Below are 24,688 nucleotides of genomic sequence, written 5' to 3' on the forward strand. Positions count from 1 at the left end.
ATATACCCAACCTAAATTTGTGTCAACAAACAGCATACAAAAGCATAAATATACTATGGCATCAAGCCAACATAGTATGTCCTGATGTGGTCATTTTCCCCTAAGCGCCACAGGGAAATGCCATCGACACCATGTTCCAGAGCCTGCTGTTTCCAGGCCCGGATCGTCTCGCTGTCGCCATACCAGCCGGTAACGGCCGCGCCATCGGCCCGACGCCCTTCAAACCGCAAGGCCTGGCTGGACGGTTCGCGCTGAACCTTGGCATGGAGGGATTTAGCCAGCTCCCGGGCTTCTCCTTCCGTGACCATACGCGGGCTCTGTCCGCTTTCCCAGATACAGCCACCAGTAGCAAAGGCGATGCTGTGCGGCCGCGGCAGACGGTCCACCCGTCCGAGGACGGTATTGATGAAGTCCGGATCCGCCTTGGGACCGGCGTCTTTCGTATGCGTACCATAGAGATTATAGCACATGATAACGTATTCCGGCCCTTCCGGGAAAATGAGCTTGTTGGCCGGGACAGACGGTTCAAAAATGATGCGCAAAGGCACCTGTTGTTCGTCAGCTGCCGCGGCGATTTCCTGGATGAATTTCACATAACGGAAAGCCACGAGAGGATTCTTCCAAACCTGTTCATAATCGATTTCCAGGCCGTCATAGCCATAGGCTTTCATAGTCCGGAACAAATCGTCAATATGGTCCTGACGCGAAGCCTGCGTGGCCAGAATAGTTTCCAGGATTGACGTATCTTTGACCTTGGTCTGCCCCTTCGGGTCCTGCGGGTTGTCATAGACATCGTTGACGACAGTCAGGTACTTCTTGACCGTCACCTTATAGCGGGGCAGTTTCTCTGCCGCGAAATCCTTGGCCGGCCCCAGGACGATAACTCGACCCTGGCCATCGAGGGCGCCGCCGAAATAACTGACTGAATTGAGCTGGCTGCTAATATCCTTGGCTTCTTTCAGCCCTTTGTCGTAATCCCAATAAGCAATCCAGGCATTGTTGTCAAAAGTCGGCTGGGGACGCTGCTTGGCTGCCGACGTCGACGGTACCATGAGCGACACCGCCCCGGCGACGACCAGGATGATGCCGGCGGCGACGGCGCCGGAGAGAATTTTCATCATATCGCGGGCAGGAGACCCTGACCTCTTAGGTTGGGGAGGAATGCCCGCTTCCTCCTTTCAATAATAAATAATAGACTTTTAGCAAAAAAATTATGATATAATAATTTTAATGAAATAATATAGATTTTAGAAAGGCAGGTGAAAAAATGTCTAACCTAACTAAAACGATAAAACTTCGTATACATGCTACTTCTGAACAAGAGTTTCTGTTCCGTCAGATGACCGAACAATACCGTCAGGCTTGTAACTTCGTGTCGCAGTACATCTTCAACAACCGATTTAACATGACCTACCAAAGTCTCAACAGAGAGCTGTACAGTGACCTGCGCAGCCAGTTCGGTCTGAAATCGCAGCTGGCCCAGTCTTCTATCAAGACGACGATTGCCAGATATAAAACGGTAAAACAACAGCTCTTCCAAAATCCCTACAGATATAAGGATAGGAATGGCAACTGGCAACGCATTACCAAAACTTTGGAATGGCTCTGGAAGCCAGTATTCTTCAGCCGTCCACAAGCAGACTTGGTCCGTAACCGAGATTACAGTTTCGTTAATGATGGTCAAATCCTATCTATCAATACACTCGGCAAAAGAACCAAATGCACTTTTGAGGGCGAACATTTCGCTGAATACCTTGATGGCGCTTATGACCTTGGAACAGCAAAACTGGTCGAACTCAAAGGTTTATGGTATCTCCACATTCCCGTAACCCAAGCTGTCGAAGATTTTCAGAAAGAAAACGTCCGTCACGTTGTCGGTATTGACCGTGGATTACGTTTTTTGACCGTTAGCTATGACGAACAGGGCAAAACTGAATTCGTCTCTGGTAAGAAGATGGCTACTAAACGCCATAAATTTCAGGAAGTCCGCCGCCAGCTCCAGTCTAAAGGTACAAAATCAGCAAAGCGTAGACTCAAAGCCATTTCAGGACGAGAGAACCGTTGGATGTCTGATGTAAACCATCGGATTTCTAAGACACTCGTTGAAAAATACGGCAAAGATACGCTGTTTGTGCTTGAAGATTTGACCGGTGTTAGCTTCGAAGAGTCCCATCTTTCAAAAACTGCTAAACAAAATTACGACCTGCGCAGCTGGGCGTTCTATCAGTTGGAGCAATTCCTGACCTATAAGGCTCATGAAAATCGTTCCGAAGTTCTGAAGGTATCTGCTAAGTATACCTCTCAACGTTGTCCCAAATGCGGTACTATCCACAAGGAAAACCGTGACCATCACAAACACTTATATCGTTGCCAGTGTGGTTACAGATCTAACGATGACCGTATCGGAGCTATGAATATCCAACTCCTCGGAACTATGTGGATTTCCGGAGATAACAATCCTCGTTACGAAAGAATAACAACTGCTTTGGAGTAAACTCCTTAGCAAAGCGGGTGTTGTCAGCCACCCGATGATGTAGGCGGATTTAGGAAGACATCTTTTGATGCCGTTAGTACCTATGCAGTTCCGACTTACAAGCTCCCACCTCAAACGCCGAAAGCGTTAGGTGGGGATAGTTGACGATTTTGCGCATAGTTCCTCCTCGAATTATAAAAATATCGGCCAAATTCCCTTGAAAAATAGGAAATTTCAGTATTTTCTCATAAAAAAAGGCGCTGTCCCATGAAGACAGCGTCTTTTGATGTTGGTCGTAGGTCGTTCATCATTTGTCGTAGGAAATTAAAAATATCAATCCCGTGCGATGAGCGATGAACTACGATAGAATACTTACTTATTAATAGGATAATCCTGCAGGGCTTCGTAGCCTTCTTCGCCGGTACGGATTTTGACGGCATTGTCAATGGTCGAGACGAAGACTTTGCCGTCGCCGTATTTGCCGGTGTACAGGACTTTCTTGGCGACATCGATGATCTTCCGTGGCGAGATTTTGGAAACGACCATTTCGACGCGTACTTTCGGAAGGAGTTTAGCCGATACTTTAGCGCCACGATACATTTCCGGACGGCCTTTTTCAATGCCGAAACCCAGGGCCCGGGTAATAGTCATGCCAGTGATGCCGATAGCTTCCATAGCTGCTTTGAGCGGTTCAAAGCGTTTTTCATCGGTAATGATCGTGACATTGTACAGATGATGGCCGTCAGCCGGCATAGACGTAACCGTAACGGCCGACGGAGCCGCTTCCGGTTTATCCAGAGGAACTTCAACAGCATCAGCCGGAGCCTTGCCTGCATCAATAGCCTGCGTAACCGTATCGGGCGTAATCATGAAGCCGGCATAAGCCGAAGCGATACCGTGTTCTTCCAAGTCCAAGCCGTTGATTTCTTCTTCTGCCGTAACGCGCAAGCCCATGGTGGCGTTGAGGATGCGGAAGACAATATTGATGGCGACGAAGACGTAGAGGGCGACGACACAGACGCCGAGAACCTGAATGAGGAAGAAGTGGGTTTCTCCCGTATAGAGCAAGCCATCTTTGACGCTGAACAATCCCGTCAGGATAGTGCCTAAAGCACCGCAGCCACCGTGAGCGGCAACAGCACCGACAGGGTCATCGATTTTCAATTTCTGGTCGATGAATTCGATGAGGAAAATGATGACAGCCCCGGAAATGACGCCAATGATGAAGGCACCGGTAACGCTGACAGCATCGCAGCCAGCCGTAATGGCGACTAAACCAGCCAAGCCGCCGTTCAAGGTCATGGAAACATCCGGTTTGCCATAGTGGATCCAAGTGACAATCATAGCCGTGCAAGCACCAGCAGCAGCCGCCATGTTGGTCGTAACGAAAATCATCGAAGCCGATACCAGCGTTTCATCGCCGGTCATGGAAACGGTTGAGCAGCCATTGAACCCGAACCAGCCGAACCAGAGGATGAACATGCCCAAGCAGGCCAACGGCAGGCTGTGACCCGGAATAGCATTGACACTACCATCTTTATTGTATTTGCCAATACGAGGTCCCAAAATCCAGGCACCGACGAGAGCACAGACACCGCCGACCATGTGAACGCAAGTGGAACCGGCAAAATCATGAAAACCTAATTCCTGGAGCCAGCCACCGCCCCAGATCCAGTGACCGGAAATCGGATAAATGAGCAGACTGATTAAGACAGAATAAATACAATAAACAGAGAACTTCGTCCGTTCTGCCATAGCGCCGGAAACAATAGTCGCCGATGTCGCACAGAAGACAGTCTGGAAAATGAGGAAAGCCATGTCCGGGAAACCGGCGTCATCAGCGACGTGGAAGTTCTGGACAAAAGGATCTGGAATCCCGATGATACCGTGAAAATCGGTACCAAACATAAGGCCAAAACCGAGGAACCAAAAGAAAACAGTCCCCAGCGCAAAGTCCATGAAATTCTTCATGACGATATTGCCAGCGTTCTTAGCCCGCGTCAAGCCCGTTTCCAACATGGCAAAACCAGGCTGCATGAAGAAGACCAGGGCAGCGCCGAGAAGAATCCAAATCGTATCGACCGAGGAATACCGGCCCGTTCCAGCATCTGCGGCCAAAGCGGCTAATGGACTGCAAGTCAAAATGGCTGCCAGGCTGCCGCGCTGAAGGATATGTCTGAATTCACTCATAAAACTCCCCTCCTTGCAAAAAGAGACGCCTGACCGTAGAAAACGACCAGGCGCCATTGCCAAACATATTAAATTAAACATAAATAATTTAAAACTTATAAATTTTAAATTTAAATATATTATAAAAACAAACGTTATACTTGTCAAGAAATTTTATGGTAATTTGAAAAGTTTTTCTGTATTTTCCTTAGCATGGGCTATGAGTTCTTCAACAGATACATCCATATATCCAGCCAACGTCCGGGCCACATAAGTAATGTTGTTAGGAACATTCGTCCGAGGCAAGTGGAATCCCCGCGGCGTCAAATAGGGCGCATCCGTTTCGATGAGAACCCGTTCCAAAGGAAGGATAGACACGGCATCGCGCAAGGGAGCGGCTCGCCGTTCATCGCAAATCCAGCCGGTAATACCAATATAAAAGCCCAAATCGAGCATTTTGGCCAGCGTCTTCTTGTCGCCAGTATAACAATGGACGACGGATTGCGGACAAATTCCTTCATGCCCTTTAAAACAAGCCAGGAAATCGTCAGCTGCATCCCTTTCGTGCAGGAACAAAGGCTTGTCCAATTCTTCGGCCATAGCAATGAGGGCCTTGAAAAAATGGAGCTGATTCTCTTTCTTAGAATACATGCGATCGTAATCGAGCCCTGTTTCACCGACGGCGACGACTTTCGGATTCGTCATGACGATGCGCCGGATTTCTTCTAAATCTGCATCCGTCGCTTCATCGGCCACATGAGGATGGATACCAGCCGTGCCAAAAGCCGTATGATTGCGGACAAACTGATCGACTAAGCGGTTCTCCCGGGCTTCCGACCCGGTCAAGATGCAACAAATACCATCTGCCGCCGCATCGGCAATGATTTTTTCCGGCTTAGGAAATGATCGGGTAAATAAATTGAGTCCAATATCATAATACTTTATATCCATGTCAGACACCTCGTGAAAATAAGATTCCACGAATATTGTACCAAAAAAACAGGCCCCTGCGTAGCCAAAAAAGAGCACCTAGGAAAATTTCCTAGGTGCTCTCTGTCCAGTAATCTGGCGGAGTGAGAGAGATTCGAACTCTCGCAGGCCTTACGACCTCTAACGATTTAGCAAACCGTCCTCTTCAGCCTCTTGAGTATCACTCCATGCGTCAACTGACTATGTCAGTATACTACGATGGAGCGAGATTGTCAAGTTATTTTTTCAATATATCTTCTACGGCCTTGGTCTTATTGTTCATCATATTCGTATATCCTGGCCGGATATCGGCTTTCAAGACGACTTCTGCCCGCAAGCCCTGGTCGGTCAGGTACTGTGTCGCTTTTTTAACGACAGCCATGACGTCGTCCCATTCGCCTTCGATTTCAGTGAACATGGAATTGGTCCGGTTCGGCAAGCCCGATTCCCGGATGATCCGCACGATTTCAGCAACATAAGGGGCAAATTCATCGCCTGTACCACAAGGCGCAATAGCTACGGCAATTAATGTGTTCATTGTATTATACCTCCTCTACAATCAACGGGTTCTGGGCAATCGCATCGGGCGTGGCTACATAGAGTTCATCGATGAAGGCCGTCTGGAAGGAGCCTGTCCCACTGGCATGGGCTGCGGCCTTCGTCCCGGCCAGGTTATAGACAGCGGCCCCGGTAATGGCGGCAATGAAAGGGTCGGCTACGGCAGCATAAACGGCCATGACACCGCCCAGGGAGCAACCCGTCCCGGTAATGCAGGGCATCATTTCTGAACCGCCCTGGGAAAGGACAATCTGTCGGCCATCGGTAATTAAATCTTCTTCTCCAGAAACGGCGACAGCACCGCCTGTCCACTGAGCCAGCGCAGCGGCAGCATGAGCTGCGGAGCGGACGGAATCGGTCGAATCGACGCCGCGCACATCCGACGTGTCCGTACCACCTTCTAAGCCCCATAAGCCGGCCAAAGCAATGATTTCCGATGCATTGCCACGGATGATAGACGGTTTATAGTCCTTGAAGGTCATCAAAAGGTCCGTCCGCATTTGGCCCATGCCAATGGCTACGGGGTCCAGGACCCAAGGTTTTCCTTCTTCATGGAGTACGGCTGCTGTTTTCGGCAGTGTTTCCGCATAAATCGGGAACAAAGTCCCTACGTTGATATACATAGCCGCGCCGGCTTTGGCCATGCTGACGCCTTCATCGGGTAAATAAACCATCGCTGCTGAACCGCCGACAGCCAATTGGGCATTGGCGACGAAATTAATCGTCACCGTATTGGTAATGGACGGTGTCAACGGATTCGACGCCTTAGCTAATTTCGCAGCTTCCCGGACGGCATCGCGGATTTCAGATTCAGTCATATTATTACCACCTTTGTCATTTTGCTCTTTCTATTATAGACGTTCTGACAACGAAAGGCCAGGGAAATTTAATGGCATTTCCATCGCCTGTATGCGATATCGTAGGGGACGTCCTGATCAAGGCGTCCCGCTGTGAATCGTGGGTATAGTCGGAATTTATGACGAATGACACTCGGTCGTAATACAATCATGCGTCTGTCGCGGCAGTACGCCGCATCTGAGTCCGCGAAAAAAGCCGTGGCTCGTGGTTCGTGGTTCGTGGCTCGTAAAAGCGCACCATCATTCCGAATGGGCTGTGGTCAAATATCACAGCGGGCCGCCCTAGCCGGGTCGGCCCCTACGCTGGCCCCGATCGGGGCTTTTTTTACGAGCCGAGGGTTACTCGAGGCGATGTTGTCAGTTTGAGATGCCGTTGTGCAACGGCATCCGTAGGGGCCGTCCTGTGAAGGCGGCCCGCCACGCGCTGAGGGTTTCCCGAAGCGTCGTTGTCAGTTTGGGTCTGCCGCGGCGGTACGCCGCATCTGATTCCGAGGAAAAAGCCGTGGTTCGTGGTTCGTTGCTCGTAAAAGCTCACCATCATTCCGAATAGGCCATGATCAAATATCACAGCGGGCCGCCCTAGCCGGGTCGGCCCCTACGATGGCCCCGGTCGGGGCATTTTTTTACGAGCCGAGGGTTACTCGAGGCAATGTTGTCAGTTTGAGATGCCGCGGTGTAACGGCATCCGTAGAGGCCGCGGCCCGCTACGCGCTGAGGGCTCCCCGAAGCGTCGTTGTCAGTTTGAGTCTGCCGCGGCGGAACGCCGCATTTGATTCCGAGGAAAAAGCCGTGGCTCGTGGCTCGTAAAAGCTCACCATCATTCCGAATAGGCCATGATCAAATATCACAGCGGGCCGCCCTAGCCGGGTCGGCCCCTACGCATTTTATGCTATATTTTTTGCGCTATATATAGTATAATTATGTCGAGTAGTTGTATTTTATTTTTCCTTATTAGGCAATGAACAGGAGTTGTTACACATGAACAAGAAATGTTTAGCTTTGGCAGCTGCTGCCATGGCAGCTGTGACGTTGGTCGCCGGCTGCGGTTCTTCGGCAGATAAAAAAGACGGCGCTTCAGGTGAACAGAAGACCCTCGTCGTCGGCATGGAACCGACATTCCCGCCTTTTGAATTTACAGAAAACGACAAGTATATTGGTTTTGATATCGACTTGGCCAATGCCATCGGCGAAAAGATGGGCTCCAAGGTCGAAGTCAAGAGCCTCGGTTTCGACGCCCTCATCCCGGCCCTGCGCAGCGGCCAGATTGACATGATTGCTTCTGGCATGGACGCTACGCCGGAACGGCAGAAACAGGTTTCCTTCACGGATCCTTATTTCCATGATGGCTACTCCGTCGTCGTCCGCAAGGACAACACGACCATCAATGGTTTTGATGATCTCAAAGGCCGCACCGTCGGTTCCCAGGTCGGCACGAAGGGCGTAGACCTGGCTACGGAAGCCGGCGCTACGGTCAAACAGTATGACGCCAACAGCCAGGGCTGGATGGAATTGCAGAGCGGTACGTGTGACGCCGTCGTCATCAACACGTCGGTTGCCCTCTATTACATGAAAGAAGGCGGTGATAAGGACCTGAAGATCGTCGGCGATGCCAAGAAAGCCGATGCCGGCATCGCAATGGCTGTTTCCAAAGATAAACCGGAACTCCTGGAAAAAGTCAACAAGGCCCTGGCCGACCTCAAAGCCGACGGGACTTACGCCAAACTGTACAAGAAATGGTTCGGCGTCGACCCCAAGGAATAATCCATGTATAAAGCCTACGTATTCGATTTCGACTACACCCTGGCAAATTCGGAAAAAGGCATCGTCATGTGCTTCCAGCTCCTCTTCGAAGCCGAAGGCTATGACGGTATCCCCGAAGAAGCTATCCGCCGCACGATCGGCATGACCATGTACGACGCCATGGCCAACCTGACCGGAGAAACGGACCCGGCCCGCATCCAGGCCTTGACTACGGAATACAAGGTCCGCTTCTCCGATAAATACATGACGGCCAATACCCACCTCTATCCGCAGACCCTGCCGACGCTCCGCACCCTGAAAGAGTCCGGCGCTCTGTGCTGCATCGTCTCGACCAAGACCCGGTCGCGCATCGGTGAAACGCTGCGGAAGTATCAGATGGAAAGCCTCATCGACCTCGTCGTCGGCATGGAAGACGTCGCCCAGGCCAAACCCGCCCCGGACGGAATCAACGCCGTCTGCCGCCATTTCGGGCTGGACAAGAAAGACGTCCTCTATATCGGTGACAACACGATCGATGCCAAAGCGGCCCAAAACGCAGGCGTCGCCTTTGCCGCCGTGACGACAGGCACGACGACGAGCCAGGAATTTGCTCCCCTGCCCCATGTGGCAATCATGAAGGATCTCAGTGAAATCCTTACTATTCCCTAATGGAGGAACCTATTATGATGAAGAAAAAAGTTACGACCCTCGTCGCTGCCTCCCTGGCAGCCCTGACCCTTCTCTCCGGCTGCGGCTCGAATGGTACAGCCGACAAAAAAGACGGTGCTGCCAAAGGTGACAAGACCCTTATCGTCGGCACGGAACCGACGTTCCCGCCCTTTGAATTCACGGAAAACGAAAAAGACGTCGGTTTCGACATCGACCTGGCCCAGGCCGTCTGCGACAAACTGGGCTACAAGATGGAAGTCAAGAACCTCGGCTTCGATGCCCTCATCCCGGCCCTGAAGAGCGGCCAGATTGACCTCATCGCTGCCGGCATGGACGCTACGGATGAACGGAAGAAACAGATCGACTTCACCGACGTCTACTACCAGGGCGGCTACACCATCGTCGTCCCGACGGGCAATACGGACATCACCGGCTATGACTCCATTGCCGGTAAGACCGTCGGCGCTCAGGTCGGTTCCAAAGCAGCCGACTACGCCCGTGAACACGGCGCCAACGTCAAGGAATTTGACACCAATACCCAGGGCTGGATGGAACTGGAAGCCGGCACGTGTGACGCGGTTTCCATCGATAAAGCCGTCGCCCAGTATTACCTCCAGCAAGGTGGTAAAGACAAGCTCAAAATCGTCGGCGAAGCCATTACGTCCCGCGGCGTAGCCATGGGCATCAGCAAGGATAAACCGGAACTGAGCAAGCAGGTCAACGAAGCTTTGAAGGAACTCAAAGCGGACGGAACGTATGCTAAGATTTATAAGAAATGGTTCGGCGAAGAACCGAAGCAGTAAAAAAAGGCGCTGTCGCATGAAGACAGCGCCTTTTTGAGTTTTAAGTTTGTAGTTTTTAGTTTGCAGCAATAAGGCAAAAGAATCTCTCCGGCCCGTTGGGCCACCTCCCCTATGAGGGGAGGCTTTGCGAGCCACGAACCACTTATTTTTTATCCTTCTGCTGGAGTTTGGCCAAGCGGTCTTTCAGGGATGTGAACTCACCCTGGTTGTCGGACTGGAGTTCGGCTTCGGGCTGGATGGTTGTGTCTTTGTAGGCGGCTTTCCGTTTAGCTGCTTCTGCAGCGGCAGCAGTCCGTTTTTCTTTGGCAGTCCGTTCGGCCTGGACGGCTTCGCGGATGGGCTGGAGTTTATTGTCCGGGACGACGAGGAAGCGGACCGGCAGGTTGGCCGCTCCCGGCGGCATGATGCGGATGGTCATGTCTGTCCCGGCCGGGAAGGTATCGACGTATTCCATGGCATACGGGTCATTGAGGCCCATAGAATGGCGGTGGCGCGGCAGTTCGACGATTTTCTTGTCTTCCCCCCGCTTGTGGTCGCTGTAGATGAGTTCCGTCACGCCGGCATATTCGCCGCCCTGGGGATTGAAATACAAGTGGACATCCCCGTTTCCTGTCGTGCGCAGGTGGATGGTGTAATCGACGCCGTAGTTGCCCGTGTCTTCCGAGGCCCGGTTGTCCATGACGTCGCGCCCCTGGAGGAAACGGTCCCAGACGCCGTCGGCCAGGAGGATATAGCCGATGCCGCTGTCCGTCGAGTACGGGATGAGCGTACTCAGATAGCGGTCCTTGCCGTGGAAGGTACCGCGCAGCTGAACCGAGTCGCTGGCCAGGTACTGCTGCTTGCGGATGAAGGCGACAGGGTCTTCCTGCGGCGGCAGGATCATGGATGACAGGATCATCGGTTCCGGCAGGCTGACATTGACGATGCCCGAAAAAAGCTGGTCCGGACGGACGACGGTCTCGTTGAGGCGCTGGCCGACGACGGCATAGTTATGAGCCGGGACGGTAATCTTATTGACCGTCATATTGCCTTCATAATACATGGTGGACAATTCCTTGCCAACCTGGTAGTAATCCGTGCTGGGCCGCGTGTACTGATAGCCCTGGAGGACGGCTTCCAGCGGATAAGGATGCGGGTTGTAGAGCATGGCTACGATTTTCCGGTTGTACGGATGCTGGTTGACATGATAGAAATAAAGGCGCACGTCGCCGCTGACCATATCCCCATAGAGGATACCGTCACCATCGGCGTATTCCGGACTGTCTGACAGCAGCAGCGTCCCCGTATCGACAGGGGCCGTCATGGAAATGGGCAGCATGCGCTGGGCGACGACGCGGTCCATGACCTCCGGATCGTCCACAGCCGGCAGGTCCGCCGCCAGGGCACTTGCCAAAGGCAGGCAGGCCGTCAGCAGGCCGGCTATATAAGTACATAGTTTCTTAAATTTCATCTTTTTTTTGACCTTCTATCTGTTTCGCTATATCAGCGATTTTTTTGAATCGGTGGGACAAGCCGGATTTCGTCAGTCCCGACTGGGCCGCCAGCTCGCTCATGGACGCTTCCGGATTGGCCATGCGCAGTTCCGCCGCTTCCCGAAGCTTCGGGGACATGCGCGGATACAGGCCCGATTCCTGGATACAGGTAATGGCCCGGCGCTGGCGGACAGCGGCGTCGACGGTCTTCTGAAGATTGGCCGTTTCGCAATTGACGACGCGGTTGACGTTATTGCGCATCCCCTTGACGACGCGGACGCTTTCAAACTTGAGATAAGCCTGGGCCGCGCCGATATATTGCAGGAACTGGGACACGCCATTTCCCTCTTTGATATATACGAGATAATCACCCTTGCGGTCTGTCGTCTTGGCCGGCAGATGGAAGCGGCGCATGATTTTCAACAGTTTTTCGGCAAAGGCCGCATTGCCCGTCACCAGTTCCAGGTGATAGTCCCCTTTGGGCTGGTTGACGGAACCGCCGCCCATGAAAGCGCCCCGCAGGAAAGCCCGCTGGCAGTCGGCCTTGCGGAGATCGATGGCGGAAAATTCCGCATCCGTCGGAAATAAGGACAGGTCCCGTAAGATGGCCGTGCTCTCCGGCGACGGCGTCACCCGCAGGATGTAATAGTTCTTCTTGCGCAGGCGCAATCCCTGGCGGACGCGGACTTCCGGCCGGACCGTAAAGGATTCCATCCACATCTTCAAAGCCTTGCGGGCGACGGCATTATTGGACGTACTGAATTCGATGCCGATGGTCCCGCGCGATCCGAGGATGAGGGACCCGCCCATGCAGAGCAGCGCCGCCAGTTCGGCAAAGCGGCAGGCAGCATTTTCCGGCTTGCAGTGGGCGATTTCATTCTTCACTTCTTCTGCAAAAGACAAAAGATGCCGCCTCCTAACGATGGGTAAATGTGTAACGTTTCAAATAGTAATGCAACAGTTCCGGCGATAAGTCGGTCCGCAAGGCATTGATCAGGTCGAAGAGGACGTTGGCCAGCTTCTTCGTATCGTGGGTGGCACTGTTTTCCTTGTTGATGAGATCCGACAGGATGAGCGTCGCCCCGGCCTGGCTGACTTCCTTCTTGTCGATGATGACCGGATGGGACCCGGTGGCGACATAGCGCTGGAGGACGGCCGGATCGACGTCACCGTTGTTGGCGATGACGAAGTCGATGACCCTGCCGCCGGCCTGGCGGTTGATGGCCTTGACGTGGTCGGATACGGTGTAATCATCGGTTTCTCCGGGCTGGGTCATGACGTTGCAGATATAGATTTTCGGCGCCTTGCTGGTGCGGACGGCCTGGACGATATCGGGCACACAGAGATTGGGCATGATACTCGTATAGAGGCTGCCCGGTCCGAGGACGATGGCGTCGGCTTCCTGGATGGCCCGGACGGCGGACTGGATGGCCTTGGGATGTTCCGGCGTCGTAAAGACGCGCTTGATCTTGCCGTGGGCATGGGGAATCTGTGATTCCCCTTCGACGATGCGGCCGTCGGTCATTTCAGCGTTGAGGCGTATCTTTTCCGCCGACGACGGGATGACCTTGCCGCGGACGCGCAGGACTTTGCTCGTCGCATCCATGGCTTCTTCGACGTCGCCCAGGACTTCGATAAGGGCGGCAATGAAGAGATTGCCGAAGCTGTGGCCCGTCAGGTTGCCGGAGCCGCCGAAGCGGTGGGCAAAGAGCTTTTCCATGAGCCCTTCCTTATCGGCCAGGGCGACCAGGCAGTTGCGCAGGTCACCAGGCGCGATGATATCCAGGTCCTGGCGGATACGGCCCGTCGAGCCGCCATCATCGGCAACGGTGACGACGGCCGTCAGATTATAGGTCTTGGCCTTGAGGCCGCGCAGCATGACCGACAGGCCCGTGCCGCCGCCGATGACGACGACCTTCGGCCCTTTGGACAGCTGCAGGTTGGAGAAGATCAAGTCGCTGAGGTTCTCCGATTCGCCGGGCATGACGACGCCGATCATGGTGCGGATCAGGCGCCGCGTGGCCCAGGCCATGACGACCAGCCCCAGGAGGATGACCAGGATGCCCAGACTGGCCAGGATGGTATAGTTATAATGGCCGGTCATTTCGTAGAGCAGGCGGAAAGCCCATTCTTCCAATTCTCCCAGCCATTGGTAGTTAAAGGTCAGGATAATGCCGAAGCTGGAACACATCATGCCCAGGCCGAAGAGAAAGAGCCATCGCTTGATGTGCAAGCCCGGATGCAGCCATTTCATAAAACGCATGACAGCACCTCCTACGCTTCGCCTTCGTACCCCGGCGCATCTTCTTCGACGTCGTTCTTCTGGATATCCCGGTGTTCGATGGATACGTCGACACCATTATCCCGCAAATGCTTATACATGGCTTCAGCCATACAGACACTGCGGTGCATGCCGCCGGTGCAGCCGACAGCGATGACCAGCTGGCTCTTGCCTTCCCGTTCGTAGTTGGGCAGGAGGAAGTCGATCATGTCGAACCACTTTTCCTTATACGTCTGGGTAATGGGGAAACTTTCGACATAGTCGCGCACACAGGGCACGCGGCCCGATTTATGGCGGTATTCATCGATATAATACGGATTGGGCAGGAAGCGTACATCTTCGACGATGTCCGCGTCGATGGGCATGCCGTGCTTGAAGCCGAACGAGACGACCGTGACGGTCATGTTCTTCTTGCTGTCCGTAATGGCATAGCGCTTGACCAGGATTTCCTTGAGCTGTTTCGTCTTGAGGTTCGACGTGTCGATGATGAAATCCGCTTTCTGGCGCAGGCTGGCCAGGCGCTTTCGTTCTTCGGCGATGCCCTGGCTGATGCGGCCGTGCGGGGCCAGGGGATGGACGCGGCGCGTTTCCTTGTAACGCCGTACCAGGGCCTGGTCAGAGGCTTCGATGAAGACGATTTCGTAGGAAATGCCTTCGGCCTTGAGGTCTTTCAGGCACTGGCTCATGGCATCGAAAAATTCACCGCCCCGGATATCGGCGATGAGGGCCACGTGGCGGACCCGTTCGCCGCCTTTGATGCATAATTCCGCGAATTTAGGAATCAGGACCGGCGGGATATTGTCGATGCAGAAATAGCCGATATCTTCCAGTACCTGGACGGCATGGCTCTTACCGGCACCGGACATGCCGGTGACAATGATCAAATGAAAATGGTCCATAAGAACCTCCTATTTTAAATGAGTTATAATACAAATTTCTCGACAGCTGCGGCGACACCGTCGTCGTCGTTGGACGCCGTGACATAAGCCGCTGCGGCCTTCACTTCTTCGGCGGCGTTGGCCATGGCTACGGGGAAACCGGCAGCCTTCAGCATATCCAGGTCGTTCTGGGAGTCGCCGAGGGCCATGATTTCATCGGTCCCGATGCCGTAGAGCTCGCCCAGGCGGCGGATGCCCTCGCCCTTGTCGACGCCCTGGGGCATGATTTCCAGGAACGTCGGCGCCGAGAAGAGGACATTGAACCGGCCGGGAAAGGTCTTTTCGATGAGGGCCTTGCGGGCGACGAGGTCGTCGTGTCCGCCCCGGCTGAGGAGCTTGTTGCAGTCGCCCTGGACGTGGTAAAAGTCATCGCCGCAGATGCAGGCCTTGCTGTGCGTGATCCGTTCATAGTCGCGGATCCACTCGTCGTCCCGGGCTGCGCGCAGGACGTCGTCGATATAGGTCTGGAGCTGCCAGCCCCGGCGGCGGGCCAAATCGGCCAGTTCCTGCGCCCATTCCCTGGGGATGACCTGCTGGAAGAGAATCTTCTTCGATTCCAGCGTCTCGATGAGGCCGCCGGCAAAGAGCAGCAGCGGGCTGTCGCCCAGCCCCAGCCGTTCTCCGTATGGCCGGGCCGTCTGGTACATGCGGCCCGTGGCGATGGCGACGACGACGCCCTTATCGCGGGCGGCCTGCAACGTCCGCACCGTCCGGTCCGACACGCTGCCGTCACTGCGCAGGAGGGTCCCGTCGAGGTCGATGGTGATCATCTTAATGGCCGGCACCGAGGGTTCCCTCCTTCCAGTCGAATACGACGCCCTTCGGCGTCTGATTGGCTTCCTGCGCCGCGTCGGTGACATATCTCAGGTCATCGGCATAGCTCTGGGCCAGCTTATCGATTTCCTGCTGCTGGTCTGCCGTAGCCCGGCTGCGGTTCTTCATGGCCGTCGCGATCATTTCCGTCACTTCATAGCGGGTCAGATTATACGACGGGGCGAACCGCTCCATCGGAGCCCCGGTCAGGCCGGCCTTGGACAGGTCATAGACGGCCTTGTATTCCCACGTATGGCGGTCGACGGCGTCGAACTGGTTCGGCGCGTAGGGATTGTAGGCCAGGACCGTGCCCAGGCCCAGGCAGCACCAGGCTGCCAGTAAAAGAAAGAGTCTTTTCATGATGGTCCCCCCTCTATAAACAAATATACTCCCTGCCGGGTCTAACGTGCGTCATACCTGAAAGAGAGCATATCCAGAAAATACGTATTATTTGGCTTTGTTGGCGTCCTTTTCGGCGTCCTTGCCGTCGTGGCTGCCATGGTCGGGTACGGCTTTCTGTGCCGCTTCGGCCGAAACGGCGACAGCAGCCGCTGCCGGCTTGACGGCAACAGCCTTATCCGAAGCGACAGGTGCCGCCGCTTCGCCGTCGAGGGCCATATCGTCGAGCAGCTTGAGCTGGCTGGTCAGGATAGCGCGGCATTTGGCACGGTATGCCCCGGTCTGGGCTTTGAGCTTTTCCCATTCCTGCTGGGATTTCTGCAGATTCATCATCGTTTCGTCGAGCATCTGCTTCTTCTTGCTTTCCGCTTCCTGCAGGATGAGGTCGGCTTCCTTACGGGCCGAGACCTTGACATTTTCTGCCGTCTGCTGGGCCAGCATGAGCGTACTGTTCATGGTCGCTTCCATCTTTTCGTACTGCGTCAGCTTATCCTGCAGGCTGTCGCAGCGTTCCTTCAATTCGCAATATTCCCGGTATACCTTTTCGTAGTCGCCGGCGATGTTGTTCATGAAGGCATCGACGTCTTCCTCGCTGTAGCCGCGGAAGCCGCGTTTAAATTCTTTGTTGTGAATATCCATTGGTGTAAGCATGGCATTTCCTCCGTATGAAAAAGGGAATCACATATACCGCTTCAGCAAGACGCCGATACGGCCCTTTCTCGACGTACCCGTAATCTCGGCCAGTTCCATCCGGCCCTTGCCGCGCAGCGAAATGACATCGCCCTCACTGACGTCCTGGCTCGGCCCCTTGGCAGGCTGCCAATTGACCTGGACCCGGTCGCCCTTGATGGCTTCGGCCGCCTTGGTACGGGAAATGCCAAAGCCCGATGAGGCAATGGCATCGAGGCGGAGCGATGCAACAGTGGTCTTGATTTCCTTAACCTTTTCCTGGCGCGGCGCGATGTCTTCCAGGGGCATCTCTTCGATGGCAATGGATACCATAGCGATTTTTGTGAAATTCTGCTGTAAATAGGGGACGAGCTTCGTATCTGCCAAAAGGATGGCACCGGCCTCCTGCATGATGATGTCGCCGAAGCGTTCCCGGCCGACACCGAGGCTCATGAGCGAGCCCAGGACGTCGCGGTGCCCCAGGAGCCGGTAGCGGTCATCCCAGGACAGACGGCAGGCCGTGATGCCGAAATCGACAGGCCCGTCGTAATCGGCGCTGACAAAGGCCAGTTTGACCCGTTCAGCCCCTTCGTAGCCGCCAAAGGTCCGGAGGACCAGGGACGGCACATGGGCCTGGATGGTCTCGCCGATCTGGACGGCGCCGGGAGATACGAACTCGCTGACAGCATAAGGACGGCCCTTGGCCGTGCTGTCAGCCAGATCGATAAGGCGGGCAGCGAGCTCGCCATTATCGGTCCCCTGATAATAACGGATAATCCGATCTCTGTTCTTCAAGATAATCCCTCAATTACTAGTGCTGCGGCGTGTTATTGCCGTTGCTGTTATTGTTGCTGCCGCCATTCCAGGACAGGGGCGGCGTGTTGAAATCGCCGTAATCGTCGCGTTTGCCGTGATCGACGGTGACGTTGCTCGGTACGCAGAGGAAGATTTCCTTGCCGACCTTCTGGATGTTGCCGTCAAGAGCATACGTAGCGCCGCTGACGAAATCGACGACGCGTTTGGCGATGTCGTCCGGCGTCGATTCGAAGTTGATGACGACAGGCTTGCGGTCGCGGATGTAATCGGCAATGCTCTGCGAATCATCAAAGGTTTCCGGTTCGACGATGACCATGCGCAGCGGTTTTTCCTGCGGTGCTGCATAGTTGACGCTGGAACGGCGCGGAGCTACGGCCGGCGTGCGGCGCGGCGGACGTTCTTCTTCCATTTCTTCTTCGTCTTCGTATTCGTCCGTTTCAAATTCGTCGTCTTCGTTGACGCCGCCTACAGTACCTACTAATTTATCCCAAACTTTCTTTACTCCCATGGTGAATACTCCTCCTTAGTAATTACGGGGCCCAAAGATCGCCGTACCTACGCGGACGACATTGGCGCCTTCTTCGATTGCTATTTCAAAATCATGGGTCATGCCCATAGACAGGTAACGGATCTGACCTTCCGGAAACTTTGGCTTCATGTCTTCGTACAAAGCGTGGGCAATGCGGAATACAGGCCGTACATCCTCGACATTGTCGTAATTCGGGGCGATACACATGAGTCCCAGGACGCGGACGTGTTCCATACCCTTGGCCAGTTCGCACATAGCCGGGAAGTCCTCTACTTCCATACCGAATTTACTTTCTTCGCGGGCCACATTGACCTGCAGGAGAATATCCTGTACCTTGCCGATCTTGCCGGCTTCCTTATCCACAGCTTTGAGCAGGTGTTCCGAATCGATCGAGTGGATGAGGTCGAAGTGTTCGACGGCATGCTTGGCCTTGTTGGTCTGCAGATGACCGATCAAGTGCCAGGTCAAATGGTTATCCGGAAAGGCTTCCAGCTTCTGGAGTGCTTCCTGGACCCGATTTTCACCGACGTCCGTGACACCGCATTTGGCGGCTTCTTCCATCATTTCTACGGGATGATTCTTCGTAACTGCGACAAGCGTAATTTTGTCAGTTCTGCCGACACGGGCAGCTGCATCGGCAATTCTCTTATTTACTGCCTCAAGATTTTCCTTAATCAAGCCTATCCCTCCGTAGTGCATGTGATTATATATATTTATAAAACATTACACTTCTTTTATTATATATAGTTAAGGCTATAAAAGCTAGTCATATTTAAAAATTTGTCCCATCTGCTTTTCAAAGGACGGCAAAGGCCCCCATGCGGCCCGTATGGCCGCCATCGCGGCGGTAGGAAAAGAACTTATCCGCTTCGGAAAAGGCACAGCTCGTCGTGACTTCCACGTGGTCCGGCGCGAGGCCCGCTTCCAGCAGGAGCAGGCGGTTGGCCTGCCACAAATCGACGGACCAGACGCCGTCAGTCTCGCCGGCACAGGCGGCGTAGTCCGGGCCCAGGCGGCGGAAGGCCATGGCCGTGTCTTCGCTGACCTGGTAATGGGACCGGGAAATGGAAGGCCCGACATAGGCCAGAAGGTCCTTCGGGTCCGACCCGTAGGCCAGGCGCATGGCAAAGACTGTCTTGGCCGCCAGGCGCTGCACCGTACCGCGCCAGCCATCGTGGATGACGGCGACGGCCTGCTTCACCGGGTCGTAGACGATGACCGGCACGCAGTCGGCGATGCAGAGCAGGAGCGGCACGCCGGGAAGGTTTGTCATGATGGCGTCCGTATGGGCCAGGGCGTCGGCATAACTGCCGGCACCGCAGCCGATTTCAGCCGGTCCGACGGCGACGACGTGGTCTTCATGGGTCTGCTGGGCCGTCGTCAGCTTCTGCAGGGAATAGCCCAGGAGCGCGCAGAGGCGGCGCCGGTTCTCCAGGACGTCCTTGGGCCGGTCACCGACGTGAAGGGCCAGATTGAGCGATGTAAAAGGCGCTTCGCTCACGCCGCCGCTCTTGCCGGTCACGCCGTGGCGCAGGCCGGCCCCGGCCAGGAGGGTACTTTCTTCCCAACAGATTCCGTTTTTATGTTCTACCCACTTCGTCATGATGACCTCCGCAAATATGGCAGCGCCGGCAGCCGTCGAAACAGGGAATCGTAAATTCGCCGGTCTCGGCCTTCTTCAGCTCGTCCGTCAGGTACGTCGGCACCAGTCCCGTGTCGATCGTATCCCAGGGCATGACGGCATCGGTCGGACGCTGGTCATATAAAAATCCTTTAATATCGAAATGAAGTTCCTTGGCCGCCCGCTTCCAGCCCTTGACGCCGCCGTACTCATGGGCCTTGACCAGGAGGTCGCCGACGCGGCGGTCGCCCCGGGACAGGACGCCCTGGATATAGGCCGAACGCAGGGGCTCGATGAGCAGCTCGATCTGCTTGTCCTTCAGAGCCTTCTTGAGGAAATTGAGCCGTTTCTCGACGACTTTCTTTTCCGTCATGGCCATCCACTGGAAGGGCGTGAAGGGCTTGGGGATGAAGGGGTTGATGCTCAGGGTGATGCGGCTCAGGTTGCCGATGGCCGCCATGTGCTGCTGGACGCGGCGGGTCATGTCGACGATGCCCTGTATATCGTCATCGTTCTCCATGGGCAGGCCGACCATGATGTACATGCGCACGTGGCGGATGCCGGCGGCCGTCGCCAGGTCGATGGACTGGAGCAGGTGCTCCTCGGTAATGCCCTTGTTGATGATGTCCCGCATGTGCTTGCTGCCCGCTTCCGGCGCCAGGGTGATCGTCTTCTGTCCGCTTTCGGCCAGTCCCTTGACGATAGTCGGCGTAATCGAATCGGCCCGCAAGGACGCGCAGGAAAAAGCCAGGCCCTGGTCGCGGATGAAGGTGACCAGTTCGTCGATGTAGGGATAATCGGAAATGGCTGCCCCCATGAGGCCGATTTTCTTGCCCAGCTCCTTGCCGCGCAGGACGGCAGACTTCACATAGTCCAAGGGGCGGACGCGGGGCCGGCGGTAACAGTATCCGGCCATGCAGAAGCGGCAGTGACGGCCGCAGCCCCGGGCAATCTCGATGAGGTACATGGCGCCGAACTCCGTATTCGGCGTGGCGATGACCGTCTCGGCTGGTTGGTCCAATTCATGCCATTGCCGTTCGACCTTGGCTGGGATGCCTTCTTCCGGGACGATGCGCACGACATGGCCGTCATCATCGTATTCGTGACGGTACAAAGACGGCACATAGACACCGGGAACGTGGATGGCCAGATAGCGCAGCAGTTCATGACGCCCCAGGCCCCGGGCCTTGCCTTCCCCATAAGCATCGAGGAAGGAATGGATGAAGTGTTCCCCTTCGCCGACCAGGACGACGTCGACGAAGGGCGACAGCGGTTCGGCATTGAAAAAGGCGACGGGCCCGCCCATGACGACGAGCGTATCCTCATCGCCGCGGTCAGCTGCCAGGATGGGGATACGTCCCATTTCCAGGATCTTCGGCACGTTGAAATAATCCATTTCAAAACTGACCGATAAGCCGAGGATCTCAAAATCCGACAGGGGCCGGCGGTTCTCCAGGGAAATGAGCGGTTCCCCCGTCTTGTCGAAGACCTTCATGAGGTCCTTGTCCGGCAGGAAGGCCCGTTCACAGAGCCAGTCCTCGCGGCCGTTCACTTCGCGGTAAATGATCTGCATCCCCAGATTGCTCATGGCCACGTCGTACGTATTGGGATAACAGATAGCCATGGCGTGACGCGTCCCGAACGGATAGCATACGGCTCCCGTTTCCTGGGCCATCAAATCATCCAGGGCCTTTTCGACTTGCCAGCTCATGTATACACCTCCCCTTTCGTTCATCCTTTATAGGTAACCTATATTGTATCACAGAATGTCCCGATGGGCCAGCAGCGTCTTGCATCGCCTTCCCCATCGTGGTATGGTATTAATTGATGTAGGGGCCGCTCAAAAGAGCGGCCCGCAGGTCGCCGTTCGCAGGCCGCAGGCCGCAAAGCCTCCCCTCATAGGGTAGGTGGCCCAACAGGCCGGAGAGGTTGAATTTCCGCACACTACTTCAAAAGCAACCTCTCAGTCAGCTTCGCTGACAGCTCTCCTATGAGGCGAGCCTTTTGAAAGACCCCCACGGACCGCTTCCGTAGGGGCCGTCCCAAAGGGCGGCCCGCTTATTTCATAAAAAAGGAGTCCTCTTCATGGAAAAAGTCCTCTTCGTCGCCCTGGGCGGCGGCATCGGCGCAGGCTTGCGCTATTTACTCACGGAACTGGCCAACCTTCACGGCGGCGCCTTCTTCCCATACGGCACCGTCCTGGCCAATATCATCGGTTCCTTCTGCATCGGCGTCTTCTTCGTCTTCTTCTCCGAAAGCAGCAACCTGCCGCCGGTCGTCAAACTCTTCTTCGTCACAGGCATCCTCGGCGGCTTCACGACCTTCTCGACGTACAACATGGAACTCCTCACCTTCGTCCGCACCGGCGACCTCTTCCCGGCCCTGGCCTACTTCTCCTTCAACGTCATCGGCGGCTTCGTCTGCTGCTGGCTAGGCTTCGCCACGGGCAACGCCTTGTGGGGATAGTGTTAGTGGTTCGTGGCTAGGGGCTCGTAGTAAAGCCTCCCCTCATAGGGGAGGTGGCCCAACGGGCCGGAGAGGTTGAATTTCCGCACACTACTTCAAAAACAACCTCTCAGTCAGCTTCGCTGACAGCTCTCCTATGAGGCGAGCCTTGGGAAAGGCCCCCTCAGACCGCAGGCCGCAAGCCTCCCCTCATAGGGTAGGTGGCCCAACGGGCCGGAGAGGTTGAATTTCCGCACACTACTTCAAAAGCAACCTCTCAGTCAGCTTCGCTGACAGCTCTCCTATGAGGCGAGCCTTGGGAAAGGCCCCTCAGACCGCAGGCCGCAAGCCTCCCCTCATAGGGGAGGCGCCCCAACGGGCCGGAGAGGTTGAATTTCCGCACACTACTTCAAAAGCAACCTCTCAGTCAGCTTCGCTGACAGCTCTCCTATGAGGCGAGCCTTGGGAAAGGCCCCTCAGACCGCAGGCCGCAAGCCTCCCCTCATAGGGGAGGTGGCCCAACGGGCCGGAGAGGTTGAATTTCCGCACACTACTTCAAAAGCAACCTCTCAGTCAGCTTCGCTGACAGCTCTCCTATGAGGCGAGCCTTGGGAAAGGCCCCCTCAGACCGCAGGCCGTAAAGCCTCCCCTCATAGGGGAGGTGGCCCAACGGGCCGGAGAGGTTGAATTTCCACGCGGTGATTTAAAAACAACCTCTCAAGGGAGCAAAAAAGGCGCTGTCGCATGAAGACAACGCCTTTTTGAGTTTGAAGTTTGAAGTTGAAAGTTTGATGTGGATGGGACAAACTTTAAAAGCCATTGCCTCAAACATCATACATCAAACCTCAAACATTTAAGAAAAAGGGCCACGCATGATGGCAAAAGCCTTCGTGCGACAGCCCCCTTTTTTACTTTAGGCCGATACGCTCCTAATGCTGTGCCGGTGCGCCGACAGTCTTGGCTTCTTCTACGAGGCCGTCTGTTGCGATGGCTTTCTTGGATACGAAGCTGATGCCGCAGAAAGTGACGGCGCAGACGATCCATTCGGCATAGATGACGTGCGGCAGTACGCGGACAGCCGGTACGAACATCCAGGCGACGAGGACGATGATGGAAGCCAAAATCGTGTAGAACGCAGCCTGTCTGGAGCAATATTTCGGTGCATACATGGTCATGAGGACGATGACTGCGAAAGCCGTCATAAGCGACAAGCCGGCCATGAGGGTCGAAATGATGCCGCTAATCGTCAAGGCAAAGCCTAAGGTCAGCAGACCCAAGAGCAGGACCGAAATACGGGTAACGGTCATGTATTTCTTATCGGACATATTGGGATCGATGAACTGTTTATGAATATCATGGGAATACAGCGTCGCAGCCGACAGCAGGAGATTGCAAGCCGTGCTGACATCGGCAGCCCACAGCGAAGCCAAGGTCACACCGGCCAGCCAGGGATTGAGGGACATGATGAGTTTCGGCAAAGCCGTCGTCGGCGAAATAGCCGGATACATTTCGGCAGCGATGACGCCGAGGAGTGCTGCGATGAAGCCAACGGGCAGCATGACCAGGCCGCCAATGATGAAGCCTTTGCGGGCCGTCTGGACATCCTTGGCACCCAGGGAAATCTGGATGATAGCCTGAAGCGAAACATTGACCGTAATGAGGACGACGATCCACGTGACAATAGTCATGGAGCCGACACCGCTGATGAGGTCCATGGACGTAATGGACGGAGCCTGGATAGCGACGACGTCGATACCGCCGGCCATGCCCAGGATAAGGAAAGCAGCGACGGTAATACCGATGTACTGCAAGGTAACATTGAGGACGTTAGACTGGCTGGCCGACCACATACCACCGATGAGGGTAATGCCGATGAAGACGACGGCACTGGTGAGCATCCCCGTAACCGGCGTGAAGATGTTCGGCATCAAAGCGGCCAGGATAGCGCCGCCGGCGACGTACTGCAAGCTCATGATGACCAGCTGGACCAAAACCTGACAGCCAATACCGGCAACCATGCTGCGGCGGTCATAATACCGTTCCAACAATTCCGGCACCGTCGTAATGTTGAGCTGACGATACTTCTTGGCGACCGTCAGGCCCATGACGATGGCCCCGATGCCCCAGGCAGCCGTATACCAACCGGCCGACAGCCCGACTTTGTAGGCCTGTTCGGCAACGCCGATAGTCGAAGCCCCGCCGACAGCCAGGCCGACGATAGACACCATGATGAGGGGCGTCGTCAATTTACGGCCAGCCAATACGTAAGCTTCCGTCGAAGCGGCAGCCTTATGCTTGACATACCAGCTGATACCGAAGAGAACGCCGATGTACACTAAAATAATGAAGACTTGAATCCCTGTGGTTCCCATAGTAAAAAACTCCTCTCTGAAATACTTTCCCGAAAAAAAGCCGCCCCTCACAAAAGGGACGACTCAGTCGCGGTACCACCCAATTTATCGATATA

General features: G+C 54.9%; 23 protein-coding genes, 1 tRNA gene and 1 other annotated feature (1 of these 25 running past the window's edge). Of the genes, 5 read left to right on the forward strand and 19 right to left on the reverse strand.

The genetic code is table 11. The annotated features are described in order from the left end of the window. Positions 1-53 precede the first annotated feature (53 nt). Entirely contained in the window at positions 54-1,121 is a 1,068-nt protein-coding gene (locus NOS26_RS02210; protein ID WP_074786963.1) for a glycosyl hydrolase family 18 protein, read from the reverse strand. 146 nt (positions 1,122-1,267) lie between these two features. Here NOS26_RS02210 and NOS26_RS02215 point away from each other — a divergent pair, with 146 nt between their 5' ends. Then, on the forward strand, positions 1,268-2,494 hold the full coding sequence (locus NOS26_RS02215; protein WP_255917210.1) for a transposase: 1,227 nt from the start codon (positions 1,268-1,270) through the stop codon (positions 2,492-2,494). Between the two features lie 351 nt (positions 2,495-2,845). Here the strand turns inward: NOS26_RS02215 and NOS26_RS02220 are convergent, their stop codons facing one another. From NOS26_RS02220 to thiM, 5 genes are all read right to left on the reverse strand, one after another. After that, the gene (locus tag NOS26_RS02220) at positions 2,846-4,663 is read right to left on the reverse strand and encodes an ammonium transporter (protein ID WP_074787587.1); all 1,818 of its coding nucleotides are present in this window, start codon (positions 4,661-4,663) and stop codon (positions 2,846-2,848) included. A 153-nt stretch (positions 4,664-4,816) separates the two neighbouring features. Further along, positions 4,817-5,593: a TatD family hydrolase gene (locus tag NOS26_RS02225; protein ID WP_074787585.1), complete on the reverse strand. Its 777-nt coding sequence runs from the start codon at positions 5,591-5,593 to the stop codon at positions 4,817-4,819. Positions 5,594-5,708: 115 nt separating this feature from the next. Further along, positions 5,709-5,799: transfer RNA gene (locus tag NOS26_RS02230), tRNA-Ser, on the reverse strand. Between the two features lie 50 nt (positions 5,800-5,849). After that, a complete protein-coding gene (locus tag NOS26_RS02235; protein ID WP_014015147.1) occupies positions 5,850-6,149 on the reverse strand; it encodes an MTH1187 family thiamine-binding protein in 300 nt (99 codons plus the stop codon). Between the two features lie 4 nt (positions 6,150-6,153). Next, positions 6,154-6,987, reverse strand: coding sequence for a hydroxyethylthiazole kinase (gene thiM / locus NOS26_RS02240; protein WP_255917211.1), 834 nt, complete (start codon positions 6,985-6,987; stop codon positions 6,154-6,156). Between the two features lie 1,017 nt (positions 6,988-8,004). Between thiM and NOS26_RS02245 the strand changes: the two genes are divergently transcribed. From NOS26_RS02245 to NOS26_RS02255, 3 genes are read left to right on the forward strand one after another with little or no spacing between them, the layout of a single operon-like run. Continuing rightward, positions 8,005-8,787: a basic amino acid ABC transporter substrate-binding protein gene (locus tag NOS26_RS02245; protein ID WP_022497179.1), complete on the forward strand. Its 783-nt coding sequence runs from the start codon at positions 8,005-8,007 to the stop codon at positions 8,785-8,787. Between the two features lie 3 nt (positions 8,788-8,790). Then, positions 8,791-9,435 (forward strand): HAD family hydrolase, encoded by a 645-nt coding sequence (locus NOS26_RS02250; RefSeq protein WP_074787590.1) that lies wholly within the window; start codon positions 8,791-8,793, stop codon positions 9,433-9,435. A 14-nt stretch (positions 9,436-9,449) separates the two neighbouring features. Beyond that, complete coding sequence (locus tag NOS26_RS02255; protein WP_014015151.1) at positions 9,450-10,238, forward strand: basic amino acid ABC transporter substrate-binding protein; 789 nt, start codon at positions 9,450-9,452, stop codon at positions 10,236-10,238. Positions 10,239-10,380: 142 nt separating this feature from the next. Here NOS26_RS02255 and NOS26_RS02260 read toward each other — a convergent pair whose 3' ends face one another. The 12 genes from NOS26_RS02260 to NOS26_RS02315 all read right to left on the reverse strand — a co-directional run bounded on the left by NOS26_RS02260 (position 10,381) and on the right by NOS26_RS02315 (position 21,487). Further along, positions 10,381-11,688: a hypothetical protein gene (locus NOS26_RS02260; RefSeq protein ID WP_074787592.1), complete on the reverse strand. Its 1,308-nt coding sequence runs from the start codon at positions 11,686-11,688 to the stop codon at positions 10,381-10,383. Beyond that, on the reverse strand, positions 11,678-12,613 hold the full coding sequence (gene whiA / locus NOS26_RS02265) for a DNA-binding protein WhiA (RefSeq protein WP_014015153.1): 936 nt from the start codon (positions 12,611-12,613) through the stop codon (positions 11,678-11,680). The genes NOS26_RS02260 and whiA overlap by 11 nt, the downstream gene beginning before the upstream one ends. A 13-nt stretch (positions 12,614-12,626) precedes the next feature. Continuing rightward, positions 12,627-13,973 (reverse strand): YvcK family protein, encoded by a 1,347-nt coding sequence (gene yvcK / locus NOS26_RS02270; RefSeq protein WP_014015154.1) that lies wholly within the window; start codon positions 13,971-13,973, stop codon positions 12,627-12,629. An 11-nt stretch (positions 13,974-13,984) separates the two neighbouring features. Beyond that, positions 13,985-14,890: an RNase adapter RapZ gene (rapZ, locus tag NOS26_RS02275; protein ID WP_027895015.1), complete on the reverse strand. Its 906-nt coding sequence runs from the start codon at positions 14,888-14,890 to the stop codon at positions 13,985-13,987. Between the two features lie 23 nt (positions 14,891-14,913). Beyond that, a complete protein-coding gene (locus NOS26_RS02280; RefSeq protein WP_014015156.1) occupies positions 14,914-15,714 on the reverse strand; it encodes a Cof-type HAD-IIB family hydrolase in 801 nt (266 codons plus the stop codon). After that, positions 15,701-16,102 (reverse strand): hypothetical protein, encoded by a 402-nt coding sequence (locus tag NOS26_RS02285; protein ID WP_014015157.1) that lies wholly within the window; start codon positions 16,100-16,102, stop codon positions 15,701-15,703. Before NOS26_RS02285 ends, NOS26_RS02280 begins: the two co-directional genes overlap by 14 nt. Positions 16,103-16,189: 87 nt before the next feature. Continuing rightward, on the reverse strand, positions 16,190-16,792 hold the full coding sequence (locus NOS26_RS02290; protein ID WP_014015158.1) for a DivIVA domain-containing protein: 603 nt from the start codon (positions 16,790-16,792) through the stop codon (positions 16,190-16,192). A 27-nt stretch (positions 16,793-16,819) separates the two neighbouring features. Next, complete coding sequence (locus NOS26_RS02295; protein WP_014015159.1) at positions 16,820-17,605, reverse strand: RNA-binding protein; 786 nt, start codon at positions 17,603-17,605, stop codon at positions 16,820-16,822. 16 nt (positions 17,606-17,621) lie between these two features. Next, positions 17,622-18,134 (reverse strand): cell division protein SepF, encoded by a 513-nt coding sequence (locus NOS26_RS02300; protein WP_014015160.1) that lies wholly within the window; start codon positions 18,132-18,134, stop codon positions 17,622-17,624. A gap of 15 nt (positions 18,135-18,149) precedes the next feature. Further along, positions 18,150-18,833 carry a YggS family pyridoxal phosphate-dependent enzyme gene (locus NOS26_RS02305; protein WP_014015161.1) on the reverse strand — a complete coding sequence of 228 codons (684 nt, stop codon included), beginning with the start codon at positions 18,831-18,833 and terminating at the stop codon, positions 18,150-18,152. A gap of 118 nt (positions 18,834-18,951) precedes the next feature. Continuing rightward, positions 18,952-19,758, reverse strand: a complete 807-nt coding sequence (gene pgeF / locus NOS26_RS02310; protein WP_074787594.1) for a peptidoglycan editing factor PgeF — start codon at positions 19,756-19,758, stop codon at positions 18,952-18,954. Next, a complete protein-coding gene (locus NOS26_RS02315; protein ID WP_074787596.1) occupies positions 19,736-21,487 on the reverse strand; it encodes a radical SAM protein in 1,752 nt (583 codons plus the stop codon). Before NOS26_RS02315 ends, pgeF begins: the two co-directional genes overlap by 23 nt. A gap of 374 nt (positions 21,488-21,861) precedes the next feature. On the opposite strand from NOS26_RS02315, the gene crcB reads away from it, so the two are divergent. After that, positions 21,862-22,242 (forward strand): fluoride efflux transporter CrcB, encoded by a 381-nt coding sequence (gene crcB, locus NOS26_RS02320; RefSeq protein WP_014015164.1) that lies wholly within the window; start codon positions 21,862-21,864, stop codon positions 22,240-22,242. Positions 22,243-23,150: 908 nt separating this feature from the next. Here the strand turns inward: crcB and NOS26_RS02325 are convergent. Beyond that, the gene (locus NOS26_RS02325) at positions 23,151-24,593 is read right to left on the reverse strand and encodes a sodium:solute symporter family protein (RefSeq protein ID WP_074786881.1); all 1,443 of its coding nucleotides are present in this window, start codon (positions 24,591-24,593) and stop codon (positions 23,151-23,153) included. Between the two features lie 51 nt (positions 24,594-24,644). Next, positions 24,645-24,688 (reverse strand) — a binding site (T-box leader); it runs 231 nt beyond the window's last position.

Origin of the sequence: Megasphaera sp. SC8-1, from assembly GCF_024436295.1 — a bacterium.
Taxonomy (GTDB): domain Bacteria; phylum Bacillota; class Negativicutes; order Veillonellales; family Megasphaeraceae; genus Megasphaera; species Megasphaera elsdenii.

Bases quoted from the DNA above. Each gene is read 5' to 3' on its own strand.
- NOS26_RS02210 (WP_074786963.1), bottom strand. From the start codon at position 1,121: ATGATGAAAATTCTCTCCGGCGCCGTCGCCGCCGGCATCATCCTGGTC.
- NOS26_RS02215 (WP_255917210.1), top strand. From the start codon at position 1,268: ATGTCTAACCTAACTAAAACGATAAAACTTCGTATACATGCTACTTCT.
- NOS26_RS02220 (WP_074787587.1), bottom strand. From the start codon at position 4,663: ATGAGTGAATTCAGACATATCCTTCAGCGCGGCAGCCTGGCAGCCATT.
- NOS26_RS02225 (WP_074787585.1), bottom strand. From the start codon at position 5,593: ATGGATATAAAGTATTATGATATTGGACTCAATTTATTTACCCGATCA.
- NOS26_RS02235 (WP_014015147.1), bottom strand. From the start codon at position 6,149: ATGAACACATTAATTGCCGTAGCTATTGCGCCTTGTGGTACAGGCGAT.
- thiM (WP_255917211.1), bottom strand. From the start codon at position 6,987: ATGACTGAATCTGAAATCCGCGATGCCGTCCGGGAAGCTGCGAAATTA.
- NOS26_RS02245 (WP_022497179.1), top strand. From the start codon at position 8,005: ATGAACAAGAAATGTTTAGCTTTGGCAGCTGCTGCCATGGCAGCTGTG.
- NOS26_RS02250 (WP_074787590.1), top strand. From the start codon at position 8,791: ATGTATAAAGCCTACGTATTCGATTTCGACTACACCCTGGCAAATTCG.
- NOS26_RS02255 (WP_014015151.1), top strand. From the start codon at position 9,450: ATGATGAAGAAAAAAGTTACGACCCTCGTCGCTGCCTCCCTGGCAGCC.
- NOS26_RS02260 (WP_074787592.1), bottom strand. From the start codon at position 11,688: ATGAAATTTAAGAAACTATGTACTTATATAGCCGGCCTGCTGACGGCC.
- yvcK (WP_014015154.1), bottom strand. From the start codon at position 13,973: ATGCGTTTTATGAAATGGCTGCATCCGGGCTTGCACATCAAGCGATGG.
- rapZ (WP_027895015.1), bottom strand. From the start codon at position 14,890: ATGGACCATTTTCATTTGATCATTGTCACCGGCATGTCCGGTGCCGGT.
- NOS26_RS02285 (WP_014015157.1), bottom strand. From the start codon at position 16,102: ATGAAAAGACTCTTTCTTTTACTGGCAGCCTGGTGCTGCCTGGGCCTG.
- NOS26_RS02290 (WP_014015158.1), bottom strand. From the start codon at position 16,792: ATGCTTACACCAATGGATATTCACAACAAAGAATTTAAACGCGGCTTC.
- NOS26_RS02300 (WP_014015160.1), bottom strand. From the start codon at position 18,134: ATGGGAGTAAAGAAAGTTTGGGATAAATTAGTAGGTACTGTAGGCGGC.
- pgeF (WP_074787594.1), bottom strand. From the start codon at position 19,758: ATGACGAAGTGGGTAGAACATAAAAACGGAATCTGTTGGGAAGAAAGT.
- NOS26_RS02315 (WP_074787596.1), bottom strand. From the start codon at position 21,487: ATGAGCTGGCAAGTCGAAAAGGCCCTGGATGATTTGATGGCCCAGGAA.
- crcB (WP_014015164.1), top strand. From the start codon at position 21,862: ATGGAAAAAGTCCTCTTCGTCGCCCTGGGCGGCGGCATCGGCGCAGGC.
- NOS26_RS02325 (WP_074786881.1), bottom strand. From the start codon at position 24,593: ATGGGAACCACAGGGATTCAAGTCTTCATTATTTTAGTGTACATCGGC.